Annotated in this window: 27 protein-coding genes; all 27 read right to left on the bottom strand. The window is 42.8% G+C overall.

Annotated elements, in window-relative coordinates; translation table 11 throughout:
- Positions 1 to 60: 60 nt before the first annotated feature.
- A complete protein-coding gene (gene fliR, locus ACOJUR_RS07575) occupies positions 61 to 825 on the bottom strand; it encodes a flagellar biosynthetic protein FliR (protein WP_420949636.1) in 765 nt (254 codons plus the stop codon).
- A 13-nt stretch (positions 826 to 838) separates the two neighbouring features.
- Positions 839 to 1,108, bottom strand: a complete 270-nt coding sequence (fliQ, locus tag ACOJUR_RS07570; protein ID WP_072874111.1) for a flagellar biosynthesis protein FliQ — start codon at positions 1,106 to 1,108, stop codon at positions 839 to 841.
- A 52-nt stretch (positions 1,109 to 1,160) separates the two neighbouring features.
- Positions 1,161 to 1,946 (bottom strand): flagellar type III secretion system pore protein FliP, encoded by a 786-nt coding sequence (gene fliP, locus ACOJUR_RS07565; RefSeq protein WP_203114322.1) that lies wholly within the window; start codon positions 1,944 to 1,946, stop codon positions 1,161 to 1,163.
- The gene (locus ACOJUR_RS07560) at positions 1,943 to 2,440 is read right to left on the bottom strand and encodes a FliO/MopB family protein (RefSeq protein WP_203114323.1); all 498 of its coding nucleotides are present in this window, start codon (positions 2,438 to 2,440) and stop codon (positions 1,943 to 1,945) included. Before ACOJUR_RS07560 ends, fliP begins: the two co-directional genes overlap by 4 nt.
- Positions 2,433 to 2,795, bottom strand: coding sequence for a response regulator (locus ACOJUR_RS07555; protein WP_420949635.1), 363 nt, complete (start codon positions 2,793 to 2,795; stop codon positions 2,433 to 2,435). Before ACOJUR_RS07555 ends, ACOJUR_RS07560 begins: the two co-directional genes overlap by 8 nt.
- A gap of 31 nt (positions 2,796 to 2,826) precedes the next feature.
- Positions 2,827 to 3,963 (bottom strand): flagellar motor switch phosphatase FliY, encoded by a 1,137-nt coding sequence (gene fliY / locus ACOJUR_RS07550; protein WP_420949634.1) that lies wholly within the window; start codon positions 3,961 to 3,963, stop codon positions 2,827 to 2,829.
- Complete coding sequence (fliM, locus tag ACOJUR_RS07545; RefSeq protein ID WP_238413746.1) at positions 3,926 to 4,942, bottom strand: flagellar motor switch protein FliM; 1,017 nt, start codon at positions 4,940 to 4,942, stop codon at positions 3,926 to 3,928. The genes fliY and fliM overlap by 38 nt, the downstream gene beginning before the upstream one ends.
- A 25-nt stretch (positions 4,943 to 4,967) precedes the next feature.
- Entirely contained in the window at positions 4,968 to 5,399 is a 432-nt protein-coding gene (locus tag ACOJUR_RS07540) for a flagellar basal body-associated FliL family protein (RefSeq protein WP_072874117.1), read from the bottom strand.
- Positions 5,396 to 5,626: a flagellar FlbD family protein gene (locus tag ACOJUR_RS07535; RefSeq protein WP_129583568.1), complete on the bottom strand. Its 231-nt coding sequence runs from the start codon at positions 5,624 to 5,626 to the stop codon at positions 5,396 to 5,398. Before ACOJUR_RS07535 ends, ACOJUR_RS07540 begins: the two co-directional genes overlap by 4 nt.
- A gap of 38 nt (positions 5,627 to 5,664) precedes the next feature.
- Positions 5,665 to 6,627 (bottom strand): flagellar hook-basal body complex protein, encoded by a 963-nt coding sequence (locus ACOJUR_RS07530; protein ID WP_420949633.1) that lies wholly within the window; start codon positions 6,625 to 6,627, stop codon positions 5,665 to 5,667.
- A 91-nt stretch (positions 6,628 to 6,718) separates the two neighbouring features.
- Positions 6,719 to 7,171: a hypothetical protein gene (locus ACOJUR_RS07525; protein WP_420949632.1), complete on the bottom strand. Its 453-nt coding sequence runs from the start codon at positions 7,169 to 7,171 to the stop codon at positions 6,719 to 6,721.
- Positions 7,172 to 7,564 (bottom strand): flagellar hook assembly protein FlgD, encoded by a 393-nt coding sequence (locus tag ACOJUR_RS07520; RefSeq protein ID WP_072874119.1) that lies wholly within the window; start codon positions 7,562 to 7,564, stop codon positions 7,172 to 7,174.
- Positions 7,565 to 7,576: 12 nt separating this feature from the next.
- Positions 7,577 to 9,022, bottom strand: coding sequence for a flagellar hook-length control protein FliK (locus tag ACOJUR_RS07515; RefSeq protein ID WP_420949631.1), 1,446 nt, complete (start codon positions 9,020 to 9,022; stop codon positions 7,577 to 7,579).
- 75 nt (positions 9,023 to 9,097) lie between these two features.
- Complete coding sequence (locus ACOJUR_RS07510; protein WP_072874121.1) at positions 9,098 to 9,664, bottom strand: magnesium transporter MgtE N-terminal domain-containing protein; 567 nt, start codon at positions 9,662 to 9,664, stop codon at positions 9,098 to 9,100.
- The gene (locus ACOJUR_RS07505) at positions 9,657 to 10,100 is read right to left on the bottom strand and encodes a flagellar FliJ family protein (RefSeq protein ID WP_420949630.1); all 444 of its coding nucleotides are present in this window, start codon (positions 10,098 to 10,100) and stop codon (positions 9,657 to 9,659) included. Before ACOJUR_RS07505 ends, ACOJUR_RS07510 begins: the two co-directional genes overlap by 8 nt.
- Positions 10,097 to 11,416, bottom strand: coding sequence for a FliI/YscN family ATPase (locus ACOJUR_RS07500; RefSeq protein WP_072874123.1), 1,320 nt, complete (start codon positions 11,414 to 11,416; stop codon positions 10,097 to 10,099). The genes ACOJUR_RS07505 and ACOJUR_RS07500 overlap by 4 nt, the downstream gene beginning before the upstream one ends.
- Positions 11,413 to 12,183 (bottom strand): FliH/SctL family protein, encoded by a 771-nt coding sequence (locus ACOJUR_RS07495; RefSeq protein ID WP_420949629.1) that lies wholly within the window; start codon positions 12,181 to 12,183, stop codon positions 11,413 to 11,415. Before ACOJUR_RS07495 ends, ACOJUR_RS07500 begins: the two co-directional genes overlap by 4 nt.
- Entirely contained in the window at positions 12,176 to 13,186 is a 1,011-nt protein-coding gene (gene fliG / locus ACOJUR_RS07490) for a flagellar motor switch protein FliG (protein WP_420949628.1), read from the bottom strand. The genes ACOJUR_RS07495 and fliG overlap by 8 nt, the downstream gene beginning before the upstream one ends.
- A gap of 21 nt (positions 13,187 to 13,207) precedes the next feature.
- Entirely contained in the window at positions 13,208 to 14,737 is a 1,530-nt protein-coding gene (gene fliF, locus ACOJUR_RS07485; RefSeq protein ID WP_420949627.1) for a flagellar basal-body MS-ring/collar protein FliF, read from the bottom strand.
- Between the two features lie 71 nt (positions 14,738 to 14,808).
- Positions 14,809 to 15,114, bottom strand: a complete 306-nt coding sequence (gene fliE / locus ACOJUR_RS07480) for a flagellar hook-basal body complex protein FliE (protein ID WP_072874127.1) — start codon at positions 15,112 to 15,114, stop codon at positions 14,809 to 14,811.
- 31 nt (positions 15,115 to 15,145) lie between these two features.
- Positions 15,146 to 15,595 (bottom strand): flagellar basal body rod protein FlgC, encoded by a 450-nt coding sequence (gene flgC, locus ACOJUR_RS07475; RefSeq protein WP_420949626.1) that lies wholly within the window; start codon positions 15,593 to 15,595, stop codon positions 15,146 to 15,148.
- Between the two features lie 5 nt (positions 15,596 to 15,600).
- The gene (flgB, locus tag ACOJUR_RS07470; protein WP_083574205.1) at positions 15,601 to 15,996 is read right to left on the bottom strand and encodes a flagellar basal body rod protein FlgB; all 396 of its coding nucleotides are present in this window, start codon (positions 15,994 to 15,996) and stop codon (positions 15,601 to 15,603) included.
- Positions 15,997 to 16,292: 296 nt separating this feature from the next.
- Positions 16,293 to 17,738 (bottom strand): ATP-dependent protease ATPase subunit HslU, encoded by a 1,446-nt coding sequence (hslU, locus tag ACOJUR_RS07465; protein WP_083574206.1) that lies wholly within the window; start codon positions 17,736 to 17,738, stop codon positions 16,293 to 16,295.
- The gene (gene hslV / locus ACOJUR_RS07460; protein WP_072874128.1) at positions 17,704 to 18,243 is read right to left on the bottom strand and encodes an ATP-dependent protease subunit HslV; all 540 of its coding nucleotides are present in this window, start codon (positions 18,241 to 18,243) and stop codon (positions 17,704 to 17,706) included. Before hslV ends, hslU begins: the two co-directional genes overlap by 35 nt.
- Positions 18,244 to 18,249: 6 nt before the next feature.
- Complete coding sequence (gene xerA, locus ACOJUR_RS07455) at positions 18,250 to 19,173, bottom strand: site-specific tyrosine recombinase/integron integrase (RefSeq protein ID WP_072874129.1); 924 nt, start codon at positions 19,171 to 19,173, stop codon at positions 18,250 to 18,252.
- Positions 19,166 to 20,488 carry a methylenetetrahydrofolate--tRNA-(uracil(54)-C(5))-methyltransferase (FADH(2)-oxidizing) TrmFO gene (gene trmFO / locus ACOJUR_RS07450; protein WP_072874130.1) on the bottom strand — a complete coding sequence of 441 codons (1,323 nt, stop codon included), beginning with the start codon at positions 20,486 to 20,488 and terminating at the stop codon, positions 19,166 to 19,168. Before trmFO ends, xerA begins: the two co-directional genes overlap by 8 nt.
- 62 nt (positions 20,489 to 20,550) lie before the next feature.
- On the bottom strand, positions 20,551 to 22,638 hold the full coding sequence (gene topA / locus ACOJUR_RS07445; RefSeq protein ID WP_420949625.1) for a type I DNA topoisomerase: 2,088 nt from the start codon (positions 22,636 to 22,638) through the stop codon (positions 20,551 to 20,553).
- Positions 22,639 to 22,684 lie beyond the last annotated feature (46 nt).

The raw sequence follows: 22,684 nt of genomic DNA, 5'->3' as shown, positions 1-22,684 counted from the left end.
CTTATTTTCGGATTTGATTTTAGAACTTTTATAAAACGTTAAATATTAGAAAACCATATATCATCCTGTTAATTGCATAAAAGCAGTGACTTGACTGAATAGAAAGGTAAATAGAACATGAAATATAGACACAAACGCTGGAACTGATGCAGCAAAAACAGATAAACCAATAAATAATTGAATCGGTAACCCACTGAAATATACATTCATTTGAGGAACCGCTTTGGAGAGCAACGCAAACGTGACGTTGGTCAGCAGTAAAGCAACCAACACGGGAGCAGCCACTTGAACAGCATCTGCCGTAATCAGGTCCATCAATTGCTCAAAAGCTAAACCGAAAGTTTGCGGCAAATGAAATTGCCCTAAAGGAATGAGCTTATAACTATCCATTCCAGTTAAAGCCAACCCATCCAATCCATCAGCACCTAAAAAAAACAGAGTAAAAATCATATTGAAAAATGTACCTGAAAGTCCTGTCACAAATGAGCTTTCTGGATTAAACAATTCTGCAGATGCAAAGCCAATTTGTACATCAATGATTTGACCCGCTAAATTTAAAATTGAAAAAATAGAGGTTGCTATAAATCCCATAAACAATCCTGTAACCAATTCCAGAACCAGCAAACCAACATATAAACCTGTTTGTTGAAAAGGAGAAGGTACTTTGGCTTGAACAGTAGGTAAAACCCAAAGAGCTAAAAAAACTACTAGACCAATTTTTACTGTTCTCGGCACAGCAGTCATGGAAAATAAAGGTGACGCTCCAATAAAACCTGCCATTCTAGCCATAATAAGAAAAAATAACGGGTATTGCAGGACAGCCAAGTTCAACATATGATCACTGCACGTACTGCATAAGATGACCGAGAATCGATTGCGTAAAATCTAACATGCTGGTAATCATCCATGGCCCAAAGATGAGCAAAGCCACGATGACAGCAGCAATTTTTGGAATATAGGTTAGGCTTGGTTCCTGGATTTGCGTAGTAGCTTGAAATACAGAGACGATTAACCCAGCAGCCAGTCCTAAACCAAGAATCGGCCCTACCAACTTAATAATCAACCACATGACCTGGGAACCTAAACCGACAATAAATTCTGCATTCAATCTTATTCAACTCCTACTCTCGTTTCATCGGCACTCCATACAACAAATCCAATTAGCTATAACCAGACAGAAGTGATTGCACAACCAAGTGCCAACCATCTACCATGACAAACAGCAAAATTTTAAATGGCAAGGAAATGATAACAGGTGGTAACATCATCATGCCCATAGACATTAATGTCGTAGAAACGACCAGATCGATAACTAGAAATGGTAGATAAATCATAAATCCGATCTGAAAAGCTGTTTTCAATTCACTGATGGTATAAGCAGGTACAAGTGCCGACATTGGAATTTGATTGACATTTTTAGGAGTCTGCATGTGCCTAAATTGCAGAAATAATTGTAAGTCATCAGGTCTCGTCTGTTTAGCCATAAATTGCTTAAACGGTATTTCCGCCTGACGCAAAGCAGCGCTTTCTGACAACTTACCTGCTAGAAAAGGCTGTAATGCATGCTGATTGGCTTGCTGAAATGTTGGTTCCATAACAAAAAAAGTAAGAAAAAGCGCTAAGCCAATCAGAACCTGATTGGGTGGAGATTGTTGCAAAGCCAGCGCACTTCGAACAAAAGAAAGCACCACAATCATCCGAGTAAAAGAAGTCATTAACAGCAAAATTGCCGGCGCAACCGACAGAACGGTCAGTAACAAAACAATTTGAACCGTACTGTCTACTGATTGGCGCGAATTAGATGTTCCCAACGACAAATGAAGACCCGGCAAAAAACTGTTGGTCTGATTGGAAGCGGTTGCTGCATATAAATTGGGATGATAAGCAAAAAAACAGATACAGACGGAAAGCAGCAACAAAGTGATTTGCCAATGTCTTTTTTTCATGATTTTCTCTCTTTGCTGTCCTTTCCCTTGGATTCCGCATAACGTTGACGAGCGTTTTCGACAGCACTCGACAACGAAGCGGCAAACGACTGTCTCGAAGGTTGGAGAGTAGCTTCCGATTCATCCCACGGTTCGGAAATCTGATCGAGCAGTGTAATATTTTCTCCAACCCCAAGCACATAGCGTTTTCCAGAGATTTCAACTACCTGTATAGAGCGATTTTGAGCTAATTGGCGGGCTGCAAGTACCTTAATCGTTCCGCGTTCAGCCACTGACGTCCGTCTGGCTAAAAAACGAATAACAACGATAATCAATGCAATAATAATCACAAACGAGAGTACAAATTGAAAATAAGTCATTAAAGGGGGACCGGCATTGGGCAAAGGCGGGCTAGAATTCTTGCTAGCTGCATATGCTACCACAGGCAACATGCCCATCTCATTAACGAAAGCTAGAAAAAAACTTCCCGCCATGACTGTAATTTTTCTACGCAAGTGCTTTTCGCACCGCTTCCACAACGCGATCGGCCTGAAACGGTTTCACAATAAAGTCTTTTGCTCCGGCTTGAATAGCATCGATGACCATAGCCTGTTGTCCCATAGCCGAACACATAATCACTCGAGCGTTCGGATCAATGGAGCGAATTTTCTTTAAAGCTTCTATGCCATCCATTTCAGGCATGGTAATGTCTAAGGTAACCAAATCCGGAGTTACTTCTTGGTATTTTTCTACTGCTTGGTTGCCATCCGCCGCTTCTCCGACTACTTCAAAATTGTTCTTAGTAAGAATGTCCTTAATCATCATTCGCATAAATGCTGCGTCGTCGACAATCAAAATCCGGTTTGCCATGTTATTATTGACCTCCACATTTTATCTAATTTTATAAATTCCTCACTCGTTCAGAGGGGCTAATGATATCCGTAACCCGGACGCCAAAGTTTTCGTCAATGACCACAACTTCTCCTGTCGCGATTTTTTTATTATTTACAAGAATATCGACAGGTTCGCCAGCCAGTTTGTCCAATTCAAAGATTGAACCAGGTGCCAAATCGAGAACTTCGCGTATCATGCGCTTCGTTCTGCCGAGTTCTACTGTGATATTGAGTGGAACATCAAACAACAGTTCTAAATTTCGCGGTTGTCCATGAGAAGTTACTTCCAATCCGCCAAAATCCACAAATTCCGGACGTTGAACGGTGGTTGACGGACGATTTTTTAACGCTTCTGCCGAAGCTGCAACCTCTTTTTTTGCTGCATTTGGGATTTCTTCTTGTATCCCTGCAGTCAGATTTGCTGAAGGTTGTGAAGAAACCGTGTCGGTAATTTCCAGGCTCATATTTTCAGTTGATGAATTAGATGCATGAAATCCTAGTTTATTCAGTAATTCATCTGCAAATTGGAGAGGCATTAACTGCATGATGCGCGAATCAATCAGCTCCCCGACTTTCAAGGCAAACTCTACGTTGACCAACCACCCTTTAAAGCCAAGGTCGATACTGTCATCACTTGCCAAATCGACTACTCTGACATTCGGTGGCGAGATATCAATACGACTGCCAAAAATCTGTGACATAGAAGTAGAGGCGCCGCCCATCATTTGATTCATGGCCTCACCCACGGCACTTAGGTGGAGTTCATTTAATTCACCTGAAATATTCGTTCCATCTCCACCAAGCATCAAATCGGCTATCGTTTTGGCATCATCCAGTTCAATGGCCAGTGCGTTCGAACCTTTTAATCCCACTGTATATTCTACAGTAACTAGCACATATGGTTTGGGAAACTGATTAGGCAGTTCTTGAGCATTTATAATAGAGACACTAGGAGTAGTAATCTCCACCCGTTGTTGCAACAAGGTTGACAATGCTGTGGCAGCTGAGCCAAAAGAAATATTGCCAATTTCCCCAAGGGCATCCGCCTCTTCATTGGTCAATGCCTGATTTTTCTCGGATGTTTGATTTCCTCCTCGAAAGAGTGCATCAATTTCTTCCTGGGAGAGTGCTTGTTGATCGCTCATGATCCGCCTCCTCCTTCCATTCTCTCAGTATGCGGATGGCCATTTTTCCGCGCATTTTGCCAATTCTAGCTGTAAATGTGGGCACTTCGTCTACGTAAACCGTGACAGGCGCAGAAATTGGATGATTGAGGGGAATCATATCCCCCACCTGTAACTCCAAGACATCACGCACTGTCAATTCAGCCTGACCCAGAGCGACAGCCATAGAAACTTCCATACCTTGCATATGGTTGGCGAGTTTCATTTGTTCGGCTGAACTCGATTCCCTGTCGCGTAAACCATCCATGAAAAACTGGGTGGAAAGATTATGCATAATAGGCTCTATCGTCACATGCGGAACACAAAGATTGATGAGTCCTGTGACTGGTCCCACTCGGGCACTTAAAGTAATCACAAGCACCGTTTCGTTAGGTGTAGAAAGTTGCAAAAATTGCGGATTACTTTCCACAGAAAGAAACTCAGGTTGTAAATCAACCACATTGTGCCAGGATTCGCGAAAAAACTGCTCAGTCTGTTCAAGAAATGGTCGCATCAGAGCTTGCTCAATCTCTGTTAATTCTCGTTCTTTGTAAGGCCCTTGCACAACACCGCCCATCATCCTATCGATGATGGCAAAGACAATTTGCGGGTTGATTTCCATCACAATTTTTCCTGGCAACGGATGAAACGCCAACAGTTCTATCACTGTTAATATCGGGATCGAGCGAATAAATTCCTCATAGGGAACTTGATCGACCGACTCCACTTGAATCTGCACCACACTTCGCAACTGTCCGGATAAATATGTGGTCATCAACCTGGCAAAATGTTCATGAATGCGCGAGATAATGCGAATGTGATCTTTCGAAAAACGCATAGCACGCCGAAAATCATATGTTCGTACACGAGTAGAAGCTGCCTCTTCACGAATGTCTTCTGCTTTGACTTCGCCTTTCGTAAGCGCTGATAGCAATGCGTCAATCTCAGATTGAGAGAGCACCTCCGACAACCGACTCTCCCCCTCTCTATTGAACGACAATTTGCGATAAATAGACTTTTGTCACATCGCCATGCGGTAACTCTGCATTAACGGTCTTTTGAATGGCTGTACGCAATTGATTAAATCCCGAGACCTGCTGTAGTTCACTAGCGGTAAACTGACGCATTAACCCATTCACGGAGTTCTCAATTTCTGGCATCATGACATTGATTTCATTCTTGGTGCTGCTTGAATCCGCCTGTAAAGTCATGGTGAATTGAATCAGTCCACTTGACCCTAAATTTGTTGTCATTTGTGGAAATGAAACCTGCAACTGGGCTTCTTGTTGAGGAGTCAAAGCAGGTTTGGCGGCAGGAGTGCGTGGGTGCAGCAAAAACAGATAAGCCCCTACGCCGAGCACACATAATATAGCAATAATCAACAAAATGATGACCATCCAAATCAGCGGCTTTTTCAAACGCTCTCTCCTCTCCTTGCCACCATGCCCAGCATACCTACCTGTTGCAAGAAAGCGGCAACACGCTGAGTCACTTCTTCTGGGCTCTCATGAATGACGTATTTGTGGCCATTTGTCAGAGTAATAATGGTATCGGGCGTTTTCTCAATTGATTCAATCAGAATAGGATTCAACCATAGATCTGAACCATTGATTCTCTTTAAGGCAATCAACTCTACCGCCTCCATTGGGCGGCCACCCAGAAGGTGGCCGCAGCGAAAAGATATCAGACGTTATTCATCAGCGTCTGAAGAATCTGCTTGTCCGTAGAAATGACTTGTGAATTTGCAGCATAACCATTCTGGGCGACAATCATTTCCGCAAATTCTTGAGTTAAATCCACGTTAGACTGCTCAACAGCACCAGACTGTAAAGTACCACTAGTAGAGCTCGGCGTGCCAAAAGTGGCCTGCCCTGAATTGCCTGTTACGCTCCACTCTGAATCGCCAATTTTTTGTAATCCACCATAATTGGGAAATGTAGCAAGCGCCAGGTAGCCAATTACGTGAGTATTTCCACTCATGTCAGTGACCGTAATGGAGCCATCTGAACCGATGGTGACGTTTGGATTAGATGCAAGGGTCCAAGAACCAGTGGTCGAGCTTGAATTGGTTTTGCCTCCAGCCTGGGTTACTAATGTATTAATATTAATGGGTACTAGACTACTTGTATTGGCGGAAGAATCGCTAGAACTGGTTACCTCGTAACCCAACACCACATTGCCATTAGGCAAAACTAAATTGCTGTTGGCGTCCAGTGAAAAATCTCCTGCACGCGTATAGTAGACAGAGGAATTAGAACCAGATAACTGATTGTTGGTAAGAGCTATGCTGCTATTCGGATCGGGTGTTACAGCAAACAACCCTGCACCATTGATGGCCACATCCAAAGGATTGCCCGTCGTTTGATCCGCTCCTTGCGTCCATTCATTTTGAATGGCTTCAATTTGTGTCCCCAGTCCAACTTGCTGTGCGTTTACACCGCCCGATAAATTGGTGCTAGTAGAGGTAGTACCTGGATACGTTGGCGCAGTCGCACCTGACAAAGTTTGACTCAGCATGTCAGCAAATACCGCACGTGCCGATTTATAACCAATGGTATTGACGTTCGCAATATTGTTGCCAACTACATCAAGGTCAGTCTGAAACGCATCCATTCCAGACACAGCAGAACCTAATGAGCGTAACATGGTTCATCCTCCTCGTTGTCCACAGAATTTTATCCTAATATTTTTCAAGATCTCTTTGCTTTTCATTGAAACGGTTCAGTCGCTCCCCGTTTCACAGTCTCCCTTGCGGGTCCAACTGCGGAACCATGACCACACTGTCGATTTTGGTAATCACTTCATTGGATAGTTCAGACCAGGAAGTAATGACCGTACGACTTGGCACGTGCACTAGGAAACCATTTTTCCCATACATCAATAAAGCTTCCTTACCACCTTTGGCTGCAACGCGATCGACCCCTTGCCCAATCTGCTCCCAATCTTTTTTAGAAAGCTCTATACCCCTTTCGCGCAATCTCATTGCAGCATGACCACTGATTTTCAAATTGGTCACCGATTCGCTCTGCTTGTTTTGAACCGATTCAGCCTTCTGTAAAAAATTCGCAAAAGGTGAGACAGATGGAGCTTGGGAAGTTTGATTGGCCGTTGAAGAAGTATTGTACAACTTCGCATTGGCACCAGACTGCAACCGGCCGACTAAGGAATACGGCAACGGCTCGCCTTTCATTTAAGAGTTCATCTCCTCAACATCAGACAACGGGTACGCCTGTTGATTAATCAGCACTTCAGGACCGTTTTGTCCCATCTGTACTCCGCTCACCTGACCAGTCACTGTTTGACTGCCGTTTTTGATTTGGACAGTGGTACCAAGTAATTGATGAGCCAATAGCATACTGATATCCGTCACTAAATTTTGTACTTCTGTCTGAGTACTACTTGTGGATTGAGCTACAGCAGTCATTTGCTGAAGCGCTGTAAATTGGGCAAGTTGAGATAGAAATTGGGTATTCGACATAGGGTTCAGTGGATCTTGATATTTCATTTGTTGAACCATCAGTTGCATGAATGAGTTTTGACTCAACTCCTGATTGCTCAGTATGCTCGATCCATTGACTGACATGATATTCCCTCCTTAAACTTTGATGTCAATACGAGAAATTTGAGCCTCATGACTACCCCGCTGCTCGATGGACCATCGGGTTGCAGTACTCGATACAGCCAGTTCTGCAGATGGCACACTTTTGCTAGAACGGCTAAAGGGTCGACCTGAAGATTGCTGCCCACCCGTAAAGGACTGGCCATTTTGCAATCCCACTGCTAAACCACTCAGTTGAATTCCGCTTCCTTGCAAGCTCGTTTGTAGTTCGGAAATTTTGGATTGGAGCCATTGCAAAGTAGCGGACTGTGAGGCCAACATTTGTATTTGGATGCCCGCATCCGTTTTTTGAACTTGAATGGAGATACTCCCCAACCCTTCCGGATGAACCTGAACGGTCAATTGCTGAAGATTTTTTTGTTTACCAAGCACGATAAACTGATTCATCATCTGCACGGCATCAGGATGCTGCAAATGAAACTGCAGTTGCCCAGATGTACTGCCCGAAAATGGATCCAAAGACATTTTCGTGATTTGTGCACTAGTTGGTTCAATCCATAGATTTTGTTGCGAACTAGGAGATGCGGTTTTCACAAGCAATTTTTTGAATGATAGAGTAGAAATGCTCGATTTTCCACGATTACGGGAAACATTCTTTGCTGAATTGGACAACCCGGTAGACTGATTCACTTTCAATAGCCTCTGTCGATGGCGGATGGAACGACTTAACGTAAGACGAACATCCGTTCGAGACAAATTTGTAACAATAGCTTTAGCAGATTCAGCCTCCATCGATGATTGTTGCAATATCCCTCTTTTGATTAGGGGTTTTTGGGCTGAACTGCTTTCGTCAGCATTGACAGTCTGGTTCCATAAGGATTCCGGTACCGCCGTTTTTTTATCCTTATTGGATCCTTCAACAGAAATCTTCCCATCCGCAAGATAAGAGGTTCTAGAAACCGCAACACTTGAAAACTTTTGAGCAGTAAGCAATTTGTCGGATCGAACAGACAAGTGTTTAACTTTCTTTACTAGACTTGAAGGTAATGTTAAGGGTTCTTCACTCATTGCAAAAAAATCTTTTGGCTTTTTTCCATTTGCATGTATTTGCTCTGTAACGGCTCCATGCGCTGGATGAAACGAATTTTTGTTCAACATCCTCTGGGTTTGCACCGGAACTGAAAAAGGCACAGACGCAGAAACAGGTTCTTGTTGAACAGAAGAACTTGCATGCTTTGCTGCTCTGGTTGACTGCCCATGCAGATCATTGGCATTGCCTTTCTGTCGTAAATGTCCCTTAGCCTTTCGGGATAAACTATTGTTCGCATCTAACTTTTCCATCCCGTTACCCAGCAAATGGTGAAAAGAGATTTGCGAAAGTCTATGCGATTGGGAAGATTCGTTCGATTTTATCTTCTCTGCAGAAAGTTGGCTTTCAGAAGTCCCCTGTTGGAATAAAGCATTCATATGACTCATCATCATGTTCGTAATCACCTCCTTTCAATGTCTTTGAAAACAAAGTTTGTTATCCGAAAGATTTCATTGTCCTCACTTCAATTAAGATTGATTCTGCGGTGCAAAACTTGCTGCCATACTCAACAGTTCACTTGCCAAGTTTGGGGGAACATCGGCTAAAATCGCTCCCGAATCACTTGCAGGCATTTGCGCAATCGTCCTGGCTGCTTCTTCGGGAGTCATTTTTTCCAAGACTGCCGCAGCACTTTGGGGATCCATTTGAATAAGGATATTACTTTCTGCTTTAGCGGTTGCATTGGCAGAAATTTGTGATTTCAACTGACTTTGTAATTTATCAATTTCCTGCTGCAGCACATGTATTTGTTGAATATCCGAGTCCACCGAAGCTTGCAGCCGGTTATCGGTCGATCGCGCTACAGACAGTTGACTTTGCAAAGATACAACTTCCTGTTGCGCAGCAGTTGAATGAGATGTTTGTGGCTTCCCTTGAAATAGCCGCTGAGCGGTTTTCATCACTGGAAATCCCACGAAAGACAGTGCTCCACCAATTAATCCAACTGCAATGAGCACAGTCAGTATCAAGAGCAATCCCCATATTAAAATGCGCTTCACTATGGAATTGGACCCCGCAGTCATATCCTTAGCCACCGGCAGTTTGACTCCTTCCAAAGCGAATCATTGCAACTTCATCTGCTTCACGCTGCACACTCGCTGCAACTTGAGCCTGCCACTCCTCGTCCAACTTACCCACAATAGATTTCCATTTCTCAGATTGTTGATGAGCTTTATGGAGTTGAGTACGTTTTAGATTGGCTTGACCTTCCAATTCAGAAAGCCATTCCTGATACCTCATGAGTTGCTGTTGTAAATATCGAACACGCTGTTCCCATAAGGGCCAGTCTTGAAGCAAAGAAATATCGGCCCGATTGTGCATCGCCATCGTCAGTTCATCTTTCAAAGACGCCATTTGCTCGGTGACAGATACGATTTGAGAAAGCGCATACGCATACTCTCTTTCTGCCTGTTCTTGCAATTTGCCTTGAATCTTTCCAAAACGTTTGGAAAATCTATGAAAATCATTCATGTCGTTACCCCCACCAACTCAGCTAATCTGCGCATTGTTGTGGAATAGTCTTCTTTTTCTTCTTTGTCCTGGCGTAGAAACTTTACAATCTCAGGCATTTTTCGAATAGCCATGTCAGCATCAGGATCGGATCCTGGTTGGTAAGCTCCTATACGGACTAAATCTTCCACATCTCGATAACGCTGTAGCCAACCTCTCAAAACACGTGTCGCTTCCAACTGTTCTGAACTAGCAAGAGTCGGAAAAAGTCTGCTAATACTAGCTAATACATCAATTGCCGGAAAATGTCCCGAATGAGCAATTTTTCTTGAAAGAACCACATGGCCATCTAGAATGCCGCGGACAGCATCGGATATCGGATCATTTAAATCATCTCCGTCCACAAGAACAGTGTAGAAAGCGGTGATGGTACCACGATGACCAGCTCCAGCACGTTCGAGAAGCTTCGGCAAAGCTGCAAAAACAGAGGGAGTATAGCCTCGACTGGTTGGTGGTTCTCCAGCGGCCAGCCCCACTTCACGTAAAGCCATGGCAAAGCGAGTAATCGAATCTAACATGAGATTGACGTGTAAACCTTCATCACGAAAAGACTCTGCAATCGCTGTAGCCACATGCGCCGCTTTTAATCGGACAAGCGCAGGCTGATCTGATGTGGCCACTACTACAACACTTCGCGACAAGCCTTGCGAACCGAGATCGTGCTCTAAAAACTCCCGAACTTCTCTTCCCCGTTCACCAATGAGGGCAATGACACTCACATCCGCTTCTGCATGTCTTGCAATCATGGAAAGAAGTGTTGATTTGCCAACGCCGCTCCCAGCAAAAATCCCCATTCTCTGCCCACGTCCTACCGTCAACAGCGAATCGATTGCACGTATGCCTGTAATAAACGGTTTATCAATCATCAATCTCTGCAACGGATGAGGAGAAGAAGTCTCCAGCTTAGCTTCTCCCTCTTGATCATCCAGACTGGGTCCATCATCCATCACTTGACCCAAACCATTCAACACGCGTCCTAACAATTGCATGCCTGAGGGAACCACAAGTGAACTCCCGGAGACAATGACATCCGCTCCAGGAGCTACTGCGCGAATTTCACCCAACGGCATTAAGACAAGGCGCTCATCGCGAAAACCGACAACTTCAGCCAGGCACTCTGTTCCCAGTTCAGATACAATTCGACAAACATCACCCACCATAGCACGAGGACCGATAGACTCAATGGTCATACCTACAACTTTCGTTACTCGACCAGTCAAGCGAAACAACCGTGTTTCAGATAATTGTTGAAGAAATTTATCCAACGGCTGACTCATGGCAAGACACTCCGTTCAATGAATTCCTTGAACAAAGGGTGTAATAGCTCTATTTTTGTCTCAACCGTTGCATCCACACGCCCCACATTACTGCGTATTTCAAAACCACCTTGAGTCACCGTTTCGTCTGTAATCACGATTATTTCTTGTTGTAGACCTTGTTGATGAACGCGATCTAAAAACCACTCAGGTAGACGCCGATAATCATCTGGATGAAGATGAATTTCAATTTTTCCAGCATCAAGTACGACACGGAGTGCTGATTTTATTTCCTCTTCAATTTCTGCAGGTTGCAAATGCAATTCTCTATCCAAGAGGCGACGCAAAGATTCCATTACTGCTGTCGATAAAGGTTCAATGACATGACCAGCAATCTTCGCAGGCAACTGACTACATTCCATCATCAACTGAATGAATTCATCCAAATATTTTTGATACTGAACCTCAAATTCTTGATAAGCCTGCCATTTTCCCTCTTCATAACCACTCTCATAACCAGCCTGACGAGCCGACTCAGTAATACTGGCAGCATCCAATTTCGCTTTTTCCAAAAGCCGTTGAGCGGAACGTTCCGCCTCAATGAGCAAAGCTTCTACTTTTCTTCGCTCAGCTTCCCAAAATTCAGCTAATCCAAACTGATGTGGTTCACAAGTATGATGAGCAACCAATTCACTGACTGATTCTGTCGATCGCAATTCTGGCGCTGGAATTGCAGTTGAACCACTGATATGAATATTTTTAAGGGTGTGCTTCATAACATTAGACAATGATATCGTCACCCCCGCCCCGAGCCACAATGATTTCTCCAGATTCCTCAAGTCGACGAATGACACCTACAATACGTTGCTGGGCATCTTCTACATCCCGCAAACGGACAGGCCCCATAAATTCCATATCTTCCTTAAAGGTCTCGACCATCCTCTTTGACATATTTTCAAATACAATATTCTGAACTTCTTCACTGGAAACTTTGAGCGCAAGTTGTAAATCTTTTGGATCGACATCGCGAATAACGCGCTGAATGGAACGTCCATCCAAAAGCACAATATCTTCGAAAACAAACATTTTACGTTTGATTTCATCAGCCAATTCTGGATTTTCCAATTCAAGAGTCTCCAAAATAGCTTTTTCTGTACTGCGATCTACACCATTCAAAATTTTAACTACCGCATCCACACCGCCTGTTTGCGTACTGTCAAACGAGGCCATAGTCGATAATTTTTCTTCTAAAACTTCCTCGACATTCGCAATCACATCAGGAGAAGTGCCAGACATCAAAGCTATTCTGCGAGCAACGTCTGCTTGTAAATTGTGCGGTAAAGCCGAGATAATAAGGGATGCCTGAGCCGGTTCTAAATAAGTAAGCACCAAAGCCATAGTTTGCGGGTGCTCATCTTGCAAAAAACTCAACAATTGGTTTGGATCGGCTTTTCGGGCAAAATGAAAGGGACGAACTTGCAGGCTTGCCGTCAATTTTTGCAAAATACTCTCTGCTTGCTCCGCACCCAGAGCTTTTTCTAATGCTTCTCGAGCAAACGAGATACCACCTGTTGTGATATATTCTTTAGCCATGGCTATATCCCGAAACTCTTTCAGAACAGACTCCCGTTGTTCCAAATCCACTTTACTCAAGTTGGCAATTTCAAAGGTCAGTTGTTCAACCTCTTCAGGAGCCAACTGCTGATAAATTTTGGCTGCCACTTCATGCCCTAACGAAATCAGCAGAATCGCTGCTTTCTGTCGTCCAGAAATTTTTCGAGCCTTTTGCACAGAAAAGCACCCCCTTCCTCATCAGGAATCCATTAACCAAGAGCGAAGCAAACTAGCGAATTCTTCAGGCTTTTTACTTGCCAAAGTTGCTAACTGTTCTTTCATTTTTTCTTCATCACGTAAAGGCAAATTTCCCAGTTCTTCAACCGCATCATTAGCAAAAACAAGTTGTTCATCCATCTTAAGTTTTGATCTTTGATTGCGCCTGTATAAGAAAAAGCCCCCACCAAGAACAATTAATGCCAACAAACCAAGACCAGCATAGAGTAAACTGTTGTTTTTCTGCGGAAATTGTACGGGCTGCTGTTTATTGAATGGCATAACCGCAACTGAGATAGAATTTCGATTACCAGGCGCAGCTTGTCCAACTGCGTTTGCAACAAAATTTTTAATTTGATTTAAAGTGGATGATGGAATCGACTGACTAGTCCCATTGAGAAACACAGCCACCGAGTATCCATTGATTTGGACCGGATCGGCAACCTTTGTCGTATTGACATAACTGTTTGCATAATTCGTTGTGGACTGTGAACTAGTGGAAGTGCTATTGCCAGTCGAACCGTTTGCCGCATAAGTAGACAACCCTGGATTTGTGCTCGCTTGTCCAGCCGGTCCACCTGCTGCACTGCCATTTGTCGAAGAACTGCGTATTGTCTGAGTACTGGTTGGCAGACCTGTAGTTTGGCCTGGGGCAAGCTGTAGAATATGTGATTTAGTAGTTACCTGATTAAAAGAGATATTCGCATGAACCATAACCACCGCGTTGCCAGTACCCACTATTTGATCCAATCCTGCTTGCAATTGTTGAGTCATACTTTGATCAAGCTGTTGACGAATAGCGATTTCAGAAGATGTCGTAGTGGAAAGACCCAATGCTCCATTAGCCGAATCAGAAGAGGATAGCGTAATTCCGTTTTGATCAACCACCGTAACATTATTGACACTTAATCCCTTGACTGAATCAGCGACCAATTGCTGTATCCCAGCCACTTGTGCAGGTGACAATTGAACTCCTGTCCCTAACTGAAGGAAAACGGAAGCTTTAGCTGTACCCTCCGGCTGCGAGATGAAAATTTGCTGCTGAGGCATAACAATGTAGACTTGAGCACTCTCTACCCCATTGATACTTTCAATAGTATTGCTCAGATTTTCTTGAAGCGCATTTAAAACTTGTAAGTTGAACTGATCCTGCGTCATTCCAAACGAGGATGAAACCGAACTGTATCCTATGTAACCCGATTTTGGCAATCCCGCCATAGCGAGCTGAATCCGAGCTGTATTGGCATCGTTTTGCGGAACCAATACAGACGAACCCTCAATCTCGGAAGGAATTTTTAAATTTTCTAATTGCGTTTGGACTTCCCCCAAAGATTGATTGTCAAGACCAGACATTATCGTAACGTAGTTTGGACGCAAAGCAATCCAAAGGATTGCTATGAGCGCTACCAAAAAAGCCACTATCGCAATCAGTATGTTTCTCTTTTGATTAGGAGTAAACGAAGACCATCGACTTCGGATCCTCAATGCGTAACTCTTGATTGTCTCGCCCAAGTTTGCCCACCTTGTCCTTTATCTAGCTGACCCTTGCCCACATGAGGTAGAGGAATACTGCGGCAATCTCACTACACTTGCATATTCATGACTGTGTTGTAAGCATTAACCACACGATTATTGACCTGAACCAGCGCATCCAAGGCAATCGACGCCTTTTGTTCAGCAACCATAACTTGATCAATAGAAATATTGCCACCTTCAGCATAATCGATTGCTGCTTGGTCGGCATTCTGAGACAGTTGATTCACTTGTCCCAACGCATTCTGAAGATATTGCAGGAAATTTTCACCTGAAGTATGGTGAGCTGAAGATTTGGACGATGTTTGTAAAGAAGGGATGATTTGAGAAAGGCCAAATACAGGATTTACCGTCATCACTTACCCCTGCTTTCTCTATAAAATCTAACTATTTACCAAGATTAATAGCAGACATCATCATACTTTTAGTAGCATCAAACGCTGTAGCATTTGCTTCATAGGCACGACTGGCGGACATCAAGTCTACCATTTCAGCGCTTATATTTACATTAGGCATTTCCACATAGCCATTTACCGCATCTGGAGAAGAAGGATCGTAAACGAGCTTAAATGGACCAGGTGCCTGTACAATCGCAGATACTTGAACACCGTCCGTAGCGTTCGATACATTTTGAACACCAGCTTGTTGCAAAGCGTCAGCAAAACTACCCGAAGCAGCAATGGGTTGCAATATAGCAATCTCTTTACGATAGGGGCCACCTTGAGGAGTACGAGTAGTATCTGCATTCGCGATATTATTAGAGACAATATCCATGACCAAACGTTGCGCGGTCAGCCCAGAAGCACTGATGGATAAACTCCCCATCCATCCCGCCATCTTCATCAGCCTCCATTGATTGCAGTTTGCAATCTTTGAAATCTCATTTGCATATCTTGAACTAACGCATTATAACGAATTGCATTTGCTGCCATTTTGGCCATCTGACTATCCAGACTCACATTGTTACCATTATTTTCAATACTAGTATTCGAGGTTGTAATAACTGGATTACTTTGTAAAAAAGACGAAACATTGAGATTCGCAGTGTCTGAAGAGATTGGAATATATTTTTGCTGCATGAGTTGCGAGGATTGATTTAGAACATTCGAGAAAGTCACATGCTCGGTTTTATAACCCGGAGTATTCACATTAGCAATATTATTGGCATACACCTGTTGGCGTAAATCGGCAATCTGCAGCGCTTTATCCAAAGCGTCCATTGCTATTCCATCAAGCACATAAACTCCTCCAAACCTTTTCACACATCACACAGTAAATATCAAGCTTTATTTCTTCAGTGAACGCTACTTTATTCGTCAATAACCGACAAATTCCTGCACAAAAATCCATTATCTCAAAACAAGTGGATAAGAGTTTTTCACTCCAGTTTTGAATCCAGCATCGAGAATGGCAAAAAAATAAAGCGCCCCAAATCCGGGACGCAAAAACAACTCGAGAAACTTGCTTATATTTACTGAGTATCTATGAATCAGATTTCACTTGGATTGAAAAAATCATCGTTTACGCTAAAGACTTATAGAATATATTGACTCAGATCACGATTAACAACAATATTTTTCAATTTTTCATCCACATATTCAGGTGTAATTGTCACTTGTCCCAGATGAACCTCAGGAGCTTCAAAAGACAAATCCTCTAGTACTCTTTCAAGTAAAGTATGCAAACGTCGGGCTCCAATATTTTCAGTTTCCTGATTGACTTTTTCCGCCATCTCAGCAATACGCAGAATCGCTTCTTCTGTAAATTCAACATGAACCCCTTCAGTTTCCAGAAGAGCGGCGTACTGTCTAAGCAGCGAATGTTTAGGTTCTTTTAAAATTCTCACGAATTCTGCAGCGGTCAATGGTTCTAATTCAACACGAATAGGAAAGCGTCCCTGTAATTCCGGAATTAAATCAGACGGTTTAGCCATGTGAAATGCTCCTGCGCCAATAAATAAAATATGATCTGTTTTGACTGCCCCATATTTAGTGGCTACAGTAGAACCTTCAACTATTGGAAGTATATCTCTCTGTACTCCTTCCCTTGATACATCCGGACCACGAGAATCTTTGCCAGCAATCTTATCTAATTCGTCTATAAAAATAATGCCTCGATTTTCTGCACGAAAAATGGCTTCCGATGTTACTGAATCCATATCGATTAACCTTTGGGCTTCTTCTTGAGCAAGAACTTCTCGAGCTTCCCGTACGGTCATTTTTCTTCTCTTACGATTTTTAGGTAGTAAATTTCCTAAGGCTTCCTGTAAGTTGCCAAGCCCTTCCGCTCCAATTCCCGGCATAAAACCAATCGGAGCCTGAGTTTGTTCTTCAACATCTATTTCAATCAGGCGTTCTTCCAATATCCCCATATCCAGTTGTTGTTTCATCCTTTTTCTCTCATTACGAACCGATTCAGAAGGTTGATGGTTATGCTGTTGACCACCAGCAAACAGCATCTCGAATGGATTGACACCTGATTTTTTAGACTCCGGATCGGGAACAAGCGCCTCCAAAATCCGTTCGTCAGCAGCTTTGCGCGCTTCATCTTGCACACGTTGCATTTGTTCAGATTTGACCATGCGTATAGCTGTTTCAACGAGATCTCGAATCATCGCTTCAACATCTCGTCCAACATATCCTACTTCCGTGAATTTTGTCGCTTCAACCTTAATAAAAGGCGCGCCAACCAATCGACTTAAGCGTCTCGCGATTTCTGTCTTACCTACGCCTGTTGGTCCAATCATTAGAATATTTTTGGGTGTGATTTCTTCCTGCCATTCCACATTGAGACGACCTCTTCGATAACGATTACGCAATGCAACAGCAACAGCTCGCTTCGCCGCCTTTTGACCGACAATATATTTATCAAGTTCTTCAACTATCTGCTTTGGGGTCAAATCCTTGTCCAATCCAATTCCTCCTGTATGAGCTTTATTGATTTTCTCACTCTCCAACTGATTCCACGATAATATGATCATTTGTAAATACACATATTTCGGAAGCAATTTGTAATGCGTTTCTGGCGATTTCCGCTGGTTTCATGGAAGTATTACGAGCCAACGCACGTCCAGCTGCTAGCGCATAAGCTCCCCCTGAACCAATGGCACAAATACCATCATCAGGCTCAATCACTTCGCCGTTTCCTGAAACAATAAAGAGAGCGTCTTTATTCATAGTCAATAACATCGCTTCTAAATTTTTTAAAACTTTATCGGAACGCCACTCTTTGGCCAGTTCCACTACAGAACGGGCTAAATTACCATGAAACTCTTCCAATCGCGCTTCAAATTTCTCAAATAAAGTAAATGCGTCTGCAACCGAACCAGCAAAACCAGCTACAACGGAACCATGGTAAAGACGACGAACTTTGCGAGCCCCTTGTTTCATGACCATACTATTCCCCAGAGTGACTTGGCCATCTCCAGCCATGGCACCTTGGCCATCTTTTAATATGGCAAATATCGTTGTTGCATGCATATTCATCAATTATCATTCTCCTTTAGATAAAGCACGGGGATGCGTTTCTTGATAAACTTTTGAAAGCCGTTCACGTGAGGTATGCGTATAGATTTGAGTACTGGACAAACTTTCATGACCTAATAATTCTTGAACTACCCGTAAGTCTGCCCCCCCGTCCAGTAAATGAGTAGCAAAAGAATGGCGAATCTTATGGGGACTTAAGGGCTTCATACCATATTTCATTTGTTCGACTCTCTTTTTTAAAATTCTCCTGATACTGCGATCTGTCAGTCGAGTCCCGTCTCGCAAATTGACAAATAACGGGTCACTAGATGTCAAATTTTCACTTCGTTTTTGAAGGTATTTTTTTAAAGCAGACACAGTTTGAGAGCCAAACAAGACATACCGTTCTTTCCTGCCTTTACCTCTGACAAGTGCCAATCCCTCATTCAAAGAAATATGGCCAATATTTAAATTCATGCATTCAGATACTCGTACACCAGTAGCATAAAGGAATTCCAACAAAGCCCGATCTCGTAAATCTGCCAGAGTATCCCCATGAATAGAATCGAGTAACTCATTCATTTCTTCTTGATAATAATACTGAGGAAGTTTTTTTTCCAAACGAGGCGCGGAAACTCCATCCATTGGATTGTGCTTGATCATAGAACGATCAACGAGGAATTGAAAAAATTTTCTATAGCAAGAAATTCGACGAGCCAACGTAGTTTTGCTCATACCATCCTTTCGTTGAGCAGCAAGAAATGTCCGAATATCCAAACTGTCGATATCCGACCATTTTTCAATTCTCTGCTGAAAAAAATCAAGAAGATGGACTAAATCTCCAGCATATGCACGCAATGTATGATTGGATAAACGCATTTGAAATTCTAATTGAGTTAGAAATTCATCTATTGCTAGAGACAACCTGCTATCATTTTTCAGTTTAGACATAATGTCCCACTCCATGCAAAAATTTCTGCAAGTCATATAAAGCTCTCTCTGACAATTTTTCGGCTCGCTTTTTTTTATCAACAATTTTTTCATCGAGAGGAGGGAGCAGCCCAAAGGTAGCATTCATCGGTTGAAAATATTTAGAATCCGTTTGGGTGATATAGTGAGCCAGACTCCCAATAGCTGTAGTTTGGGGGAAAACGAGAGGATTTAAATTTCGGGCTAGTCGACCCGCATTAATTCCAGCTACCAGTCCAGCCGCAGCTGATTCCACATACCCTTCTACTCCTGTCATTTGGCCCGCAAAAAACAAATAGGGATTCATCTTGGCTTGATAAGTAGGGTTGAGTAATTTAGGACTATTGATATATGTATTGCGATGCATCACACCAAAACGAACAATTTCCGCATTCTCGAGACCAGGAATCATTCGAAATACCCTGGTTTGTTCTCCCCATTTAAGATGTGTCTGAAAACCTACCATATTTAACAAAGTAGCAGCTGCATTGTCCTGTCTAAGCTGCACAACAGCAAAGGGACGCTTGCCTGTCCGCGGATCAGTCAAACCCACAGGTTTCATAGAGCCAAACAGAAGTGTCTGTTTTCCTCTTTTCGCCATAACTTCTATAGGCATACACCCTTCAAAATACTTCTCTTCTTCAAACTCTTTAAGAGGTGCTGTCTCAGCATGAACAAGGGCGTCATAGAAATCATCAAATTCCTGTTCTGTAAAAGGACAGTTTAAATAATCTGCATCTCCTTTGTCATAACGAGATTGCGCAAACACTTTATCCATATTGACTGATTCTCGCGTTAATATTGGCGCAGCAGCATCGAAAAAATACAAATAATCTTCTCCCATTAAACGGGCAATCTGCTCCGACATGGCTTGAGATGTCAAAGGCCCAGTGGCAACGATACAAAGTTGATTTTGTGGTAATGCCTTTACTTCTTCCCTATAAATTCGAATAAGCGGATGATTTTCTAAAGTTTTGGTAATATCTGCAGAAAATTGTTCACGATCGACCGCCAGCGCGCCCCCCGCTGGAACCGCTGTAAGATCAGCTATACGAATAATGATTGAGTCTAGCCTTCGCATTTCTTCTTTAAGTAGTCCCACTGCATTTGTCAAGAGATTCGAGCGCAGAGAATTAGTACAAACAAGTTCAGCAAAGTACGGAGTATGATGGGCAGGAGTACTTTGTGTCGGCCGCATCTCATACAAATCCACTTCTATTCCGGCTTTAGCTAATTGCCAAGCGGCCTCTGAGCCAGCCAGCCCCGCTCCGATCACAGTAACCCGAGGCACCTTCATCTTCCTCTCATTATCCACATAGATAGGTTATTTCTGTTATATTAATTCGCTATAGTCTACAATCATTTAGGAACAGAGCCAACAATCTCCACAGAAGGATGCGCAGACTCATTACTACAAGTTATCCACGTCTTACCCTTCGATGTTTTTTCAATCATTGGATATCCACAGACAGGACAATCCTGACCCGTTGGTTTATTCCAAAGAACATAATCACAATCAGGATATCCTGTGCACCCATAAAAAACTTTTTTCTTACCTCGCCTTTCTACAAGCGGTTTGCCACACTTTGGACAATTAACCCCAACTTCTTTCACCAGCGCTTTGGTGTTACGACATTCAGGGAAACCAGGGCAAGCTAAAAACTTACCGTATCTCCCCGTTTTATACACCATCATTCGTCCACATTTATCACACTGCACATCTGAAACTTCATCTTGAATTTGTACATGTTCAAGAGAAGCCTCTGCTTCAGAAAGTTCTTTCTCAAATTCTTTATAGAAATTTTCCAGTAGATTGACCCATTCCGCTTTACCTTCCTCAACCAAGTCCAGTTCAGACTCTAATTGAGCAGTAAAATCCACGTCAATTAATTGTTGAAAATTCTTCATCAATAAATCAACCACAATTTCTCCTAATTCCGTAGGTACAAACCGTTTATTTTCCAAAACAACATAACCACGTTTTAAAATGGTATCCATAGTTGGAGCATATGTGCTCGGTCTACCAATTCCTAATTCCTCCATAGCCTTGACTAAGCTTGACTCAGAATATCGCGGGGGTGGTTGAGTAAAATGCTGTTCCGGAACATAATCCGGTTTATCAAAAGATTGATTTTCTTTTAAGGCTGGTAACATCTTCATTTCATCTTCAGATACATCATCTTGCCCTTCAGTATATAAAGCCATAAAACCAGGAAATCTTACAACCGAACCAGTTGCCCTAAAAACAGCTTCTCCAGCCAAAAGATCTACAGAAGTAGTCTCAAGTTGAGCAGAAGCCATCTGACTGGCTACAAATCGCTCCCAAATTAATTTATAAAGCTTCCACTGTTCTTTAGAAAGATAAGGCTTAAGAGACTCTGGATCACGTAAAACAGACGTAGGTCTTATCGCTTCATGCGCATCCTGTGTAACGCCTTTGGATGTATACTGCCTTCTCTCAGAAGGAACATAATCTTTTCCGTAGCGCTGCTCAATCCAATGAGCAGCCTCATTCTGCGCAGATTCAGCAACTCTGGTTGAGTCAGTTCTCATGTAAGTAATTAAACCAACTGTACCTTCATCTCCAACATCTAAACCTTCATAGAGTTGTTGGGCAATAGCCATAGTTCTATAAGCCCGAAAACCGAGTTTGCGAGCTGCTTCTTGCTGTAAGGACGAGGTAATAAAGGGTGCACTTGGATTGCGCTTTCGATCTGTTTTTTTAATGCGTGAAACCACCAAAGGTAGATCTTTAACATGTTCAAGCAATTTCTTAACTTCTGCTTCATTTTGCAAAACAGTTTTTTCATTCCCGTAACCATAAAAACGAGCAATAAATTTTTGTCGACCTACCGTTAGATTGGCATCAACCGTCCAATACTCTTCAGGTTGAAAAGCGCGAATCTCGCGCTCTCTATCTACAATGAGTCGAACAGCAACCGACTGTACTCTTCCTGCAGACAATCCTTTTTTTACTTTTCTCCACAGAAGTGGACTCAGTCGATATCCTACCAATCTATCAAGTATCCGGCGAGTTTGCTGCGCATGAATTAAATCTTTATTCAATTTTCTTGGTTCCTGAAAAGCGGCCTTGATAGCATCTTTGGTAATTTCATGAAAAACAACCCGACAAGGAGTATCTTCTGGGATATCCAGAATGTTTTGAAGATGCCAGGCAATCGCTTCACCTTCTCGATCCGGGTCGGCAGCCAGAAAGATTTTTTTTGCTTTTTTTCCGGCATCCCTTAAACTCTTAATGACATCTCCCTTTCCACGAATAGTAATATAATGCGGTTCAAAATGATGTTCTACGTCAACACCAAGTTGACTTTTCGGCAAATCTCGAACATGTCCCATTGAAGCTTTCACTGTATATTTTTTGCCAAGATACTTCCCAATTGTTTTCGCTTTGGCTGGCGATTCAACAATGACCAAATAATCCGCCAAACCGTTTCCTCCTTCGTGGGCCAACTACAATACTTTATCCAAACAA

It is taken from the genome of Alicyclobacillus tolerans, from assembly GCF_048984885.1.
In the GTDB taxonomy this organism is placed as follows: Bacteria; Bacillota; Bacilli; order Alicyclobacillales; family Alicyclobacillaceae; genus Alicyclobacillus_I; species Alicyclobacillus_I tolerans.
This window is presented reverse-complemented; position numbering and strand designations above follow the sequence as displayed.

Excerpts from the sequence above, each read along its gene's own strand:
- fliP (WP_203114322.1), bottom strand. The coding sequence starts at position 1,946 with ATGAAAAAAAGACATTGGCAAATCACTTTGTTGCTGCTTTCCGTCTGT.
- ACOJUR_RS07555 (WP_420949635.1), bottom strand. The coding sequence starts at position 2,795 with ATGGCAAACCGGATTTTGATTGTCGACGACGCAGCATTTATGCGAATG.
- fliY (WP_420949634.1), bottom strand. The coding sequence starts at position 3,963 with ATGAGCGATCAACAAGCACTCTCCCAGGAAGAAATTGATGCACTCTTT.
- ACOJUR_RS07535 (WP_129583568.1), bottom strand. The coding sequence starts at position 5,626 with ATGGAGGCGGTAGAGTTGATTGCCTTAAAGAGAATCAATGGTTCAGAT.
- ACOJUR_RS07530 (WP_420949633.1), bottom strand. The coding sequence starts at position 6,627 with ATGTTACGCTCATTAGGTTCTGCTGTGTCTGGAATGGATGCGTTTCAG.
- ACOJUR_RS07525 (WP_420949632.1), bottom strand. The coding sequence starts at position 7,171 with ATGAAAGGCGAGCCGTTGCCGTATTCCTTAGTCGGCCGGTTGCAGTCT.
- ACOJUR_RS07520 (WP_072874119.1), bottom strand. The coding sequence starts at position 7,564 with ATGTCAGTCAATGGATCGAGCATACTGAGCAATCAGGAGTTGAGTCAA.
- ACOJUR_RS07515 (WP_420949631.1), bottom strand. The coding sequence starts at position 9,022 with ATGATGATGAGTCATATGAATGCTTTATTCCAACAGGGGACTTCTGAA.
- ACOJUR_RS07505 (WP_420949630.1), bottom strand. The coding sequence starts at position 10,100 with ATGAATGATTTTCATAGATTTTCCAAACGTTTTGGAAAGATTCAAGGC.
- ACOJUR_RS07500 (WP_072874123.1), bottom strand. The coding sequence starts at position 11,416 with ATGAGTCAGCCGTTGGATAAATTTCTTCAACAATTATCTGAAACACGG.
- fliE (WP_072874127.1), bottom strand. The coding sequence starts at position 15,114 with ATGACGGTAAATCCTGTATTTGGCCTTTCTCAAATCATCCCTTCTTTA.
- flgC (WP_420949626.1), bottom strand. The coding sequence starts at position 15,595 with ATGGCGGGATGGATGGGGAGTTTATCCATCAGTGCTTCTGGGCTGACC.
- hslU (WP_083574206.1), bottom strand. The coding sequence starts at position 17,738 with ATGATCATATTATCGTGGAATCAGTTGGAGAGTGAGAAAATCAATAAA.
- hslV (WP_072874128.1), bottom strand. The coding sequence starts at position 18,243 with ATGAATATGCATGCAACAACGATATTTGCCATATTAAAAGATGGCCAA.
- xerA (WP_072874129.1), bottom strand. The coding sequence starts at position 19,173 with ATGTCTAAACTGAAAAATGATAGCAGGTTGTCTCTAGCAATAGATGAA.
- trmFO (WP_072874130.1), bottom strand. The coding sequence starts at position 20,488 with ATGAAGGTGCCTCGGGTTACTGTGATCGGAGCGGGGCTGGCTGGCTCA.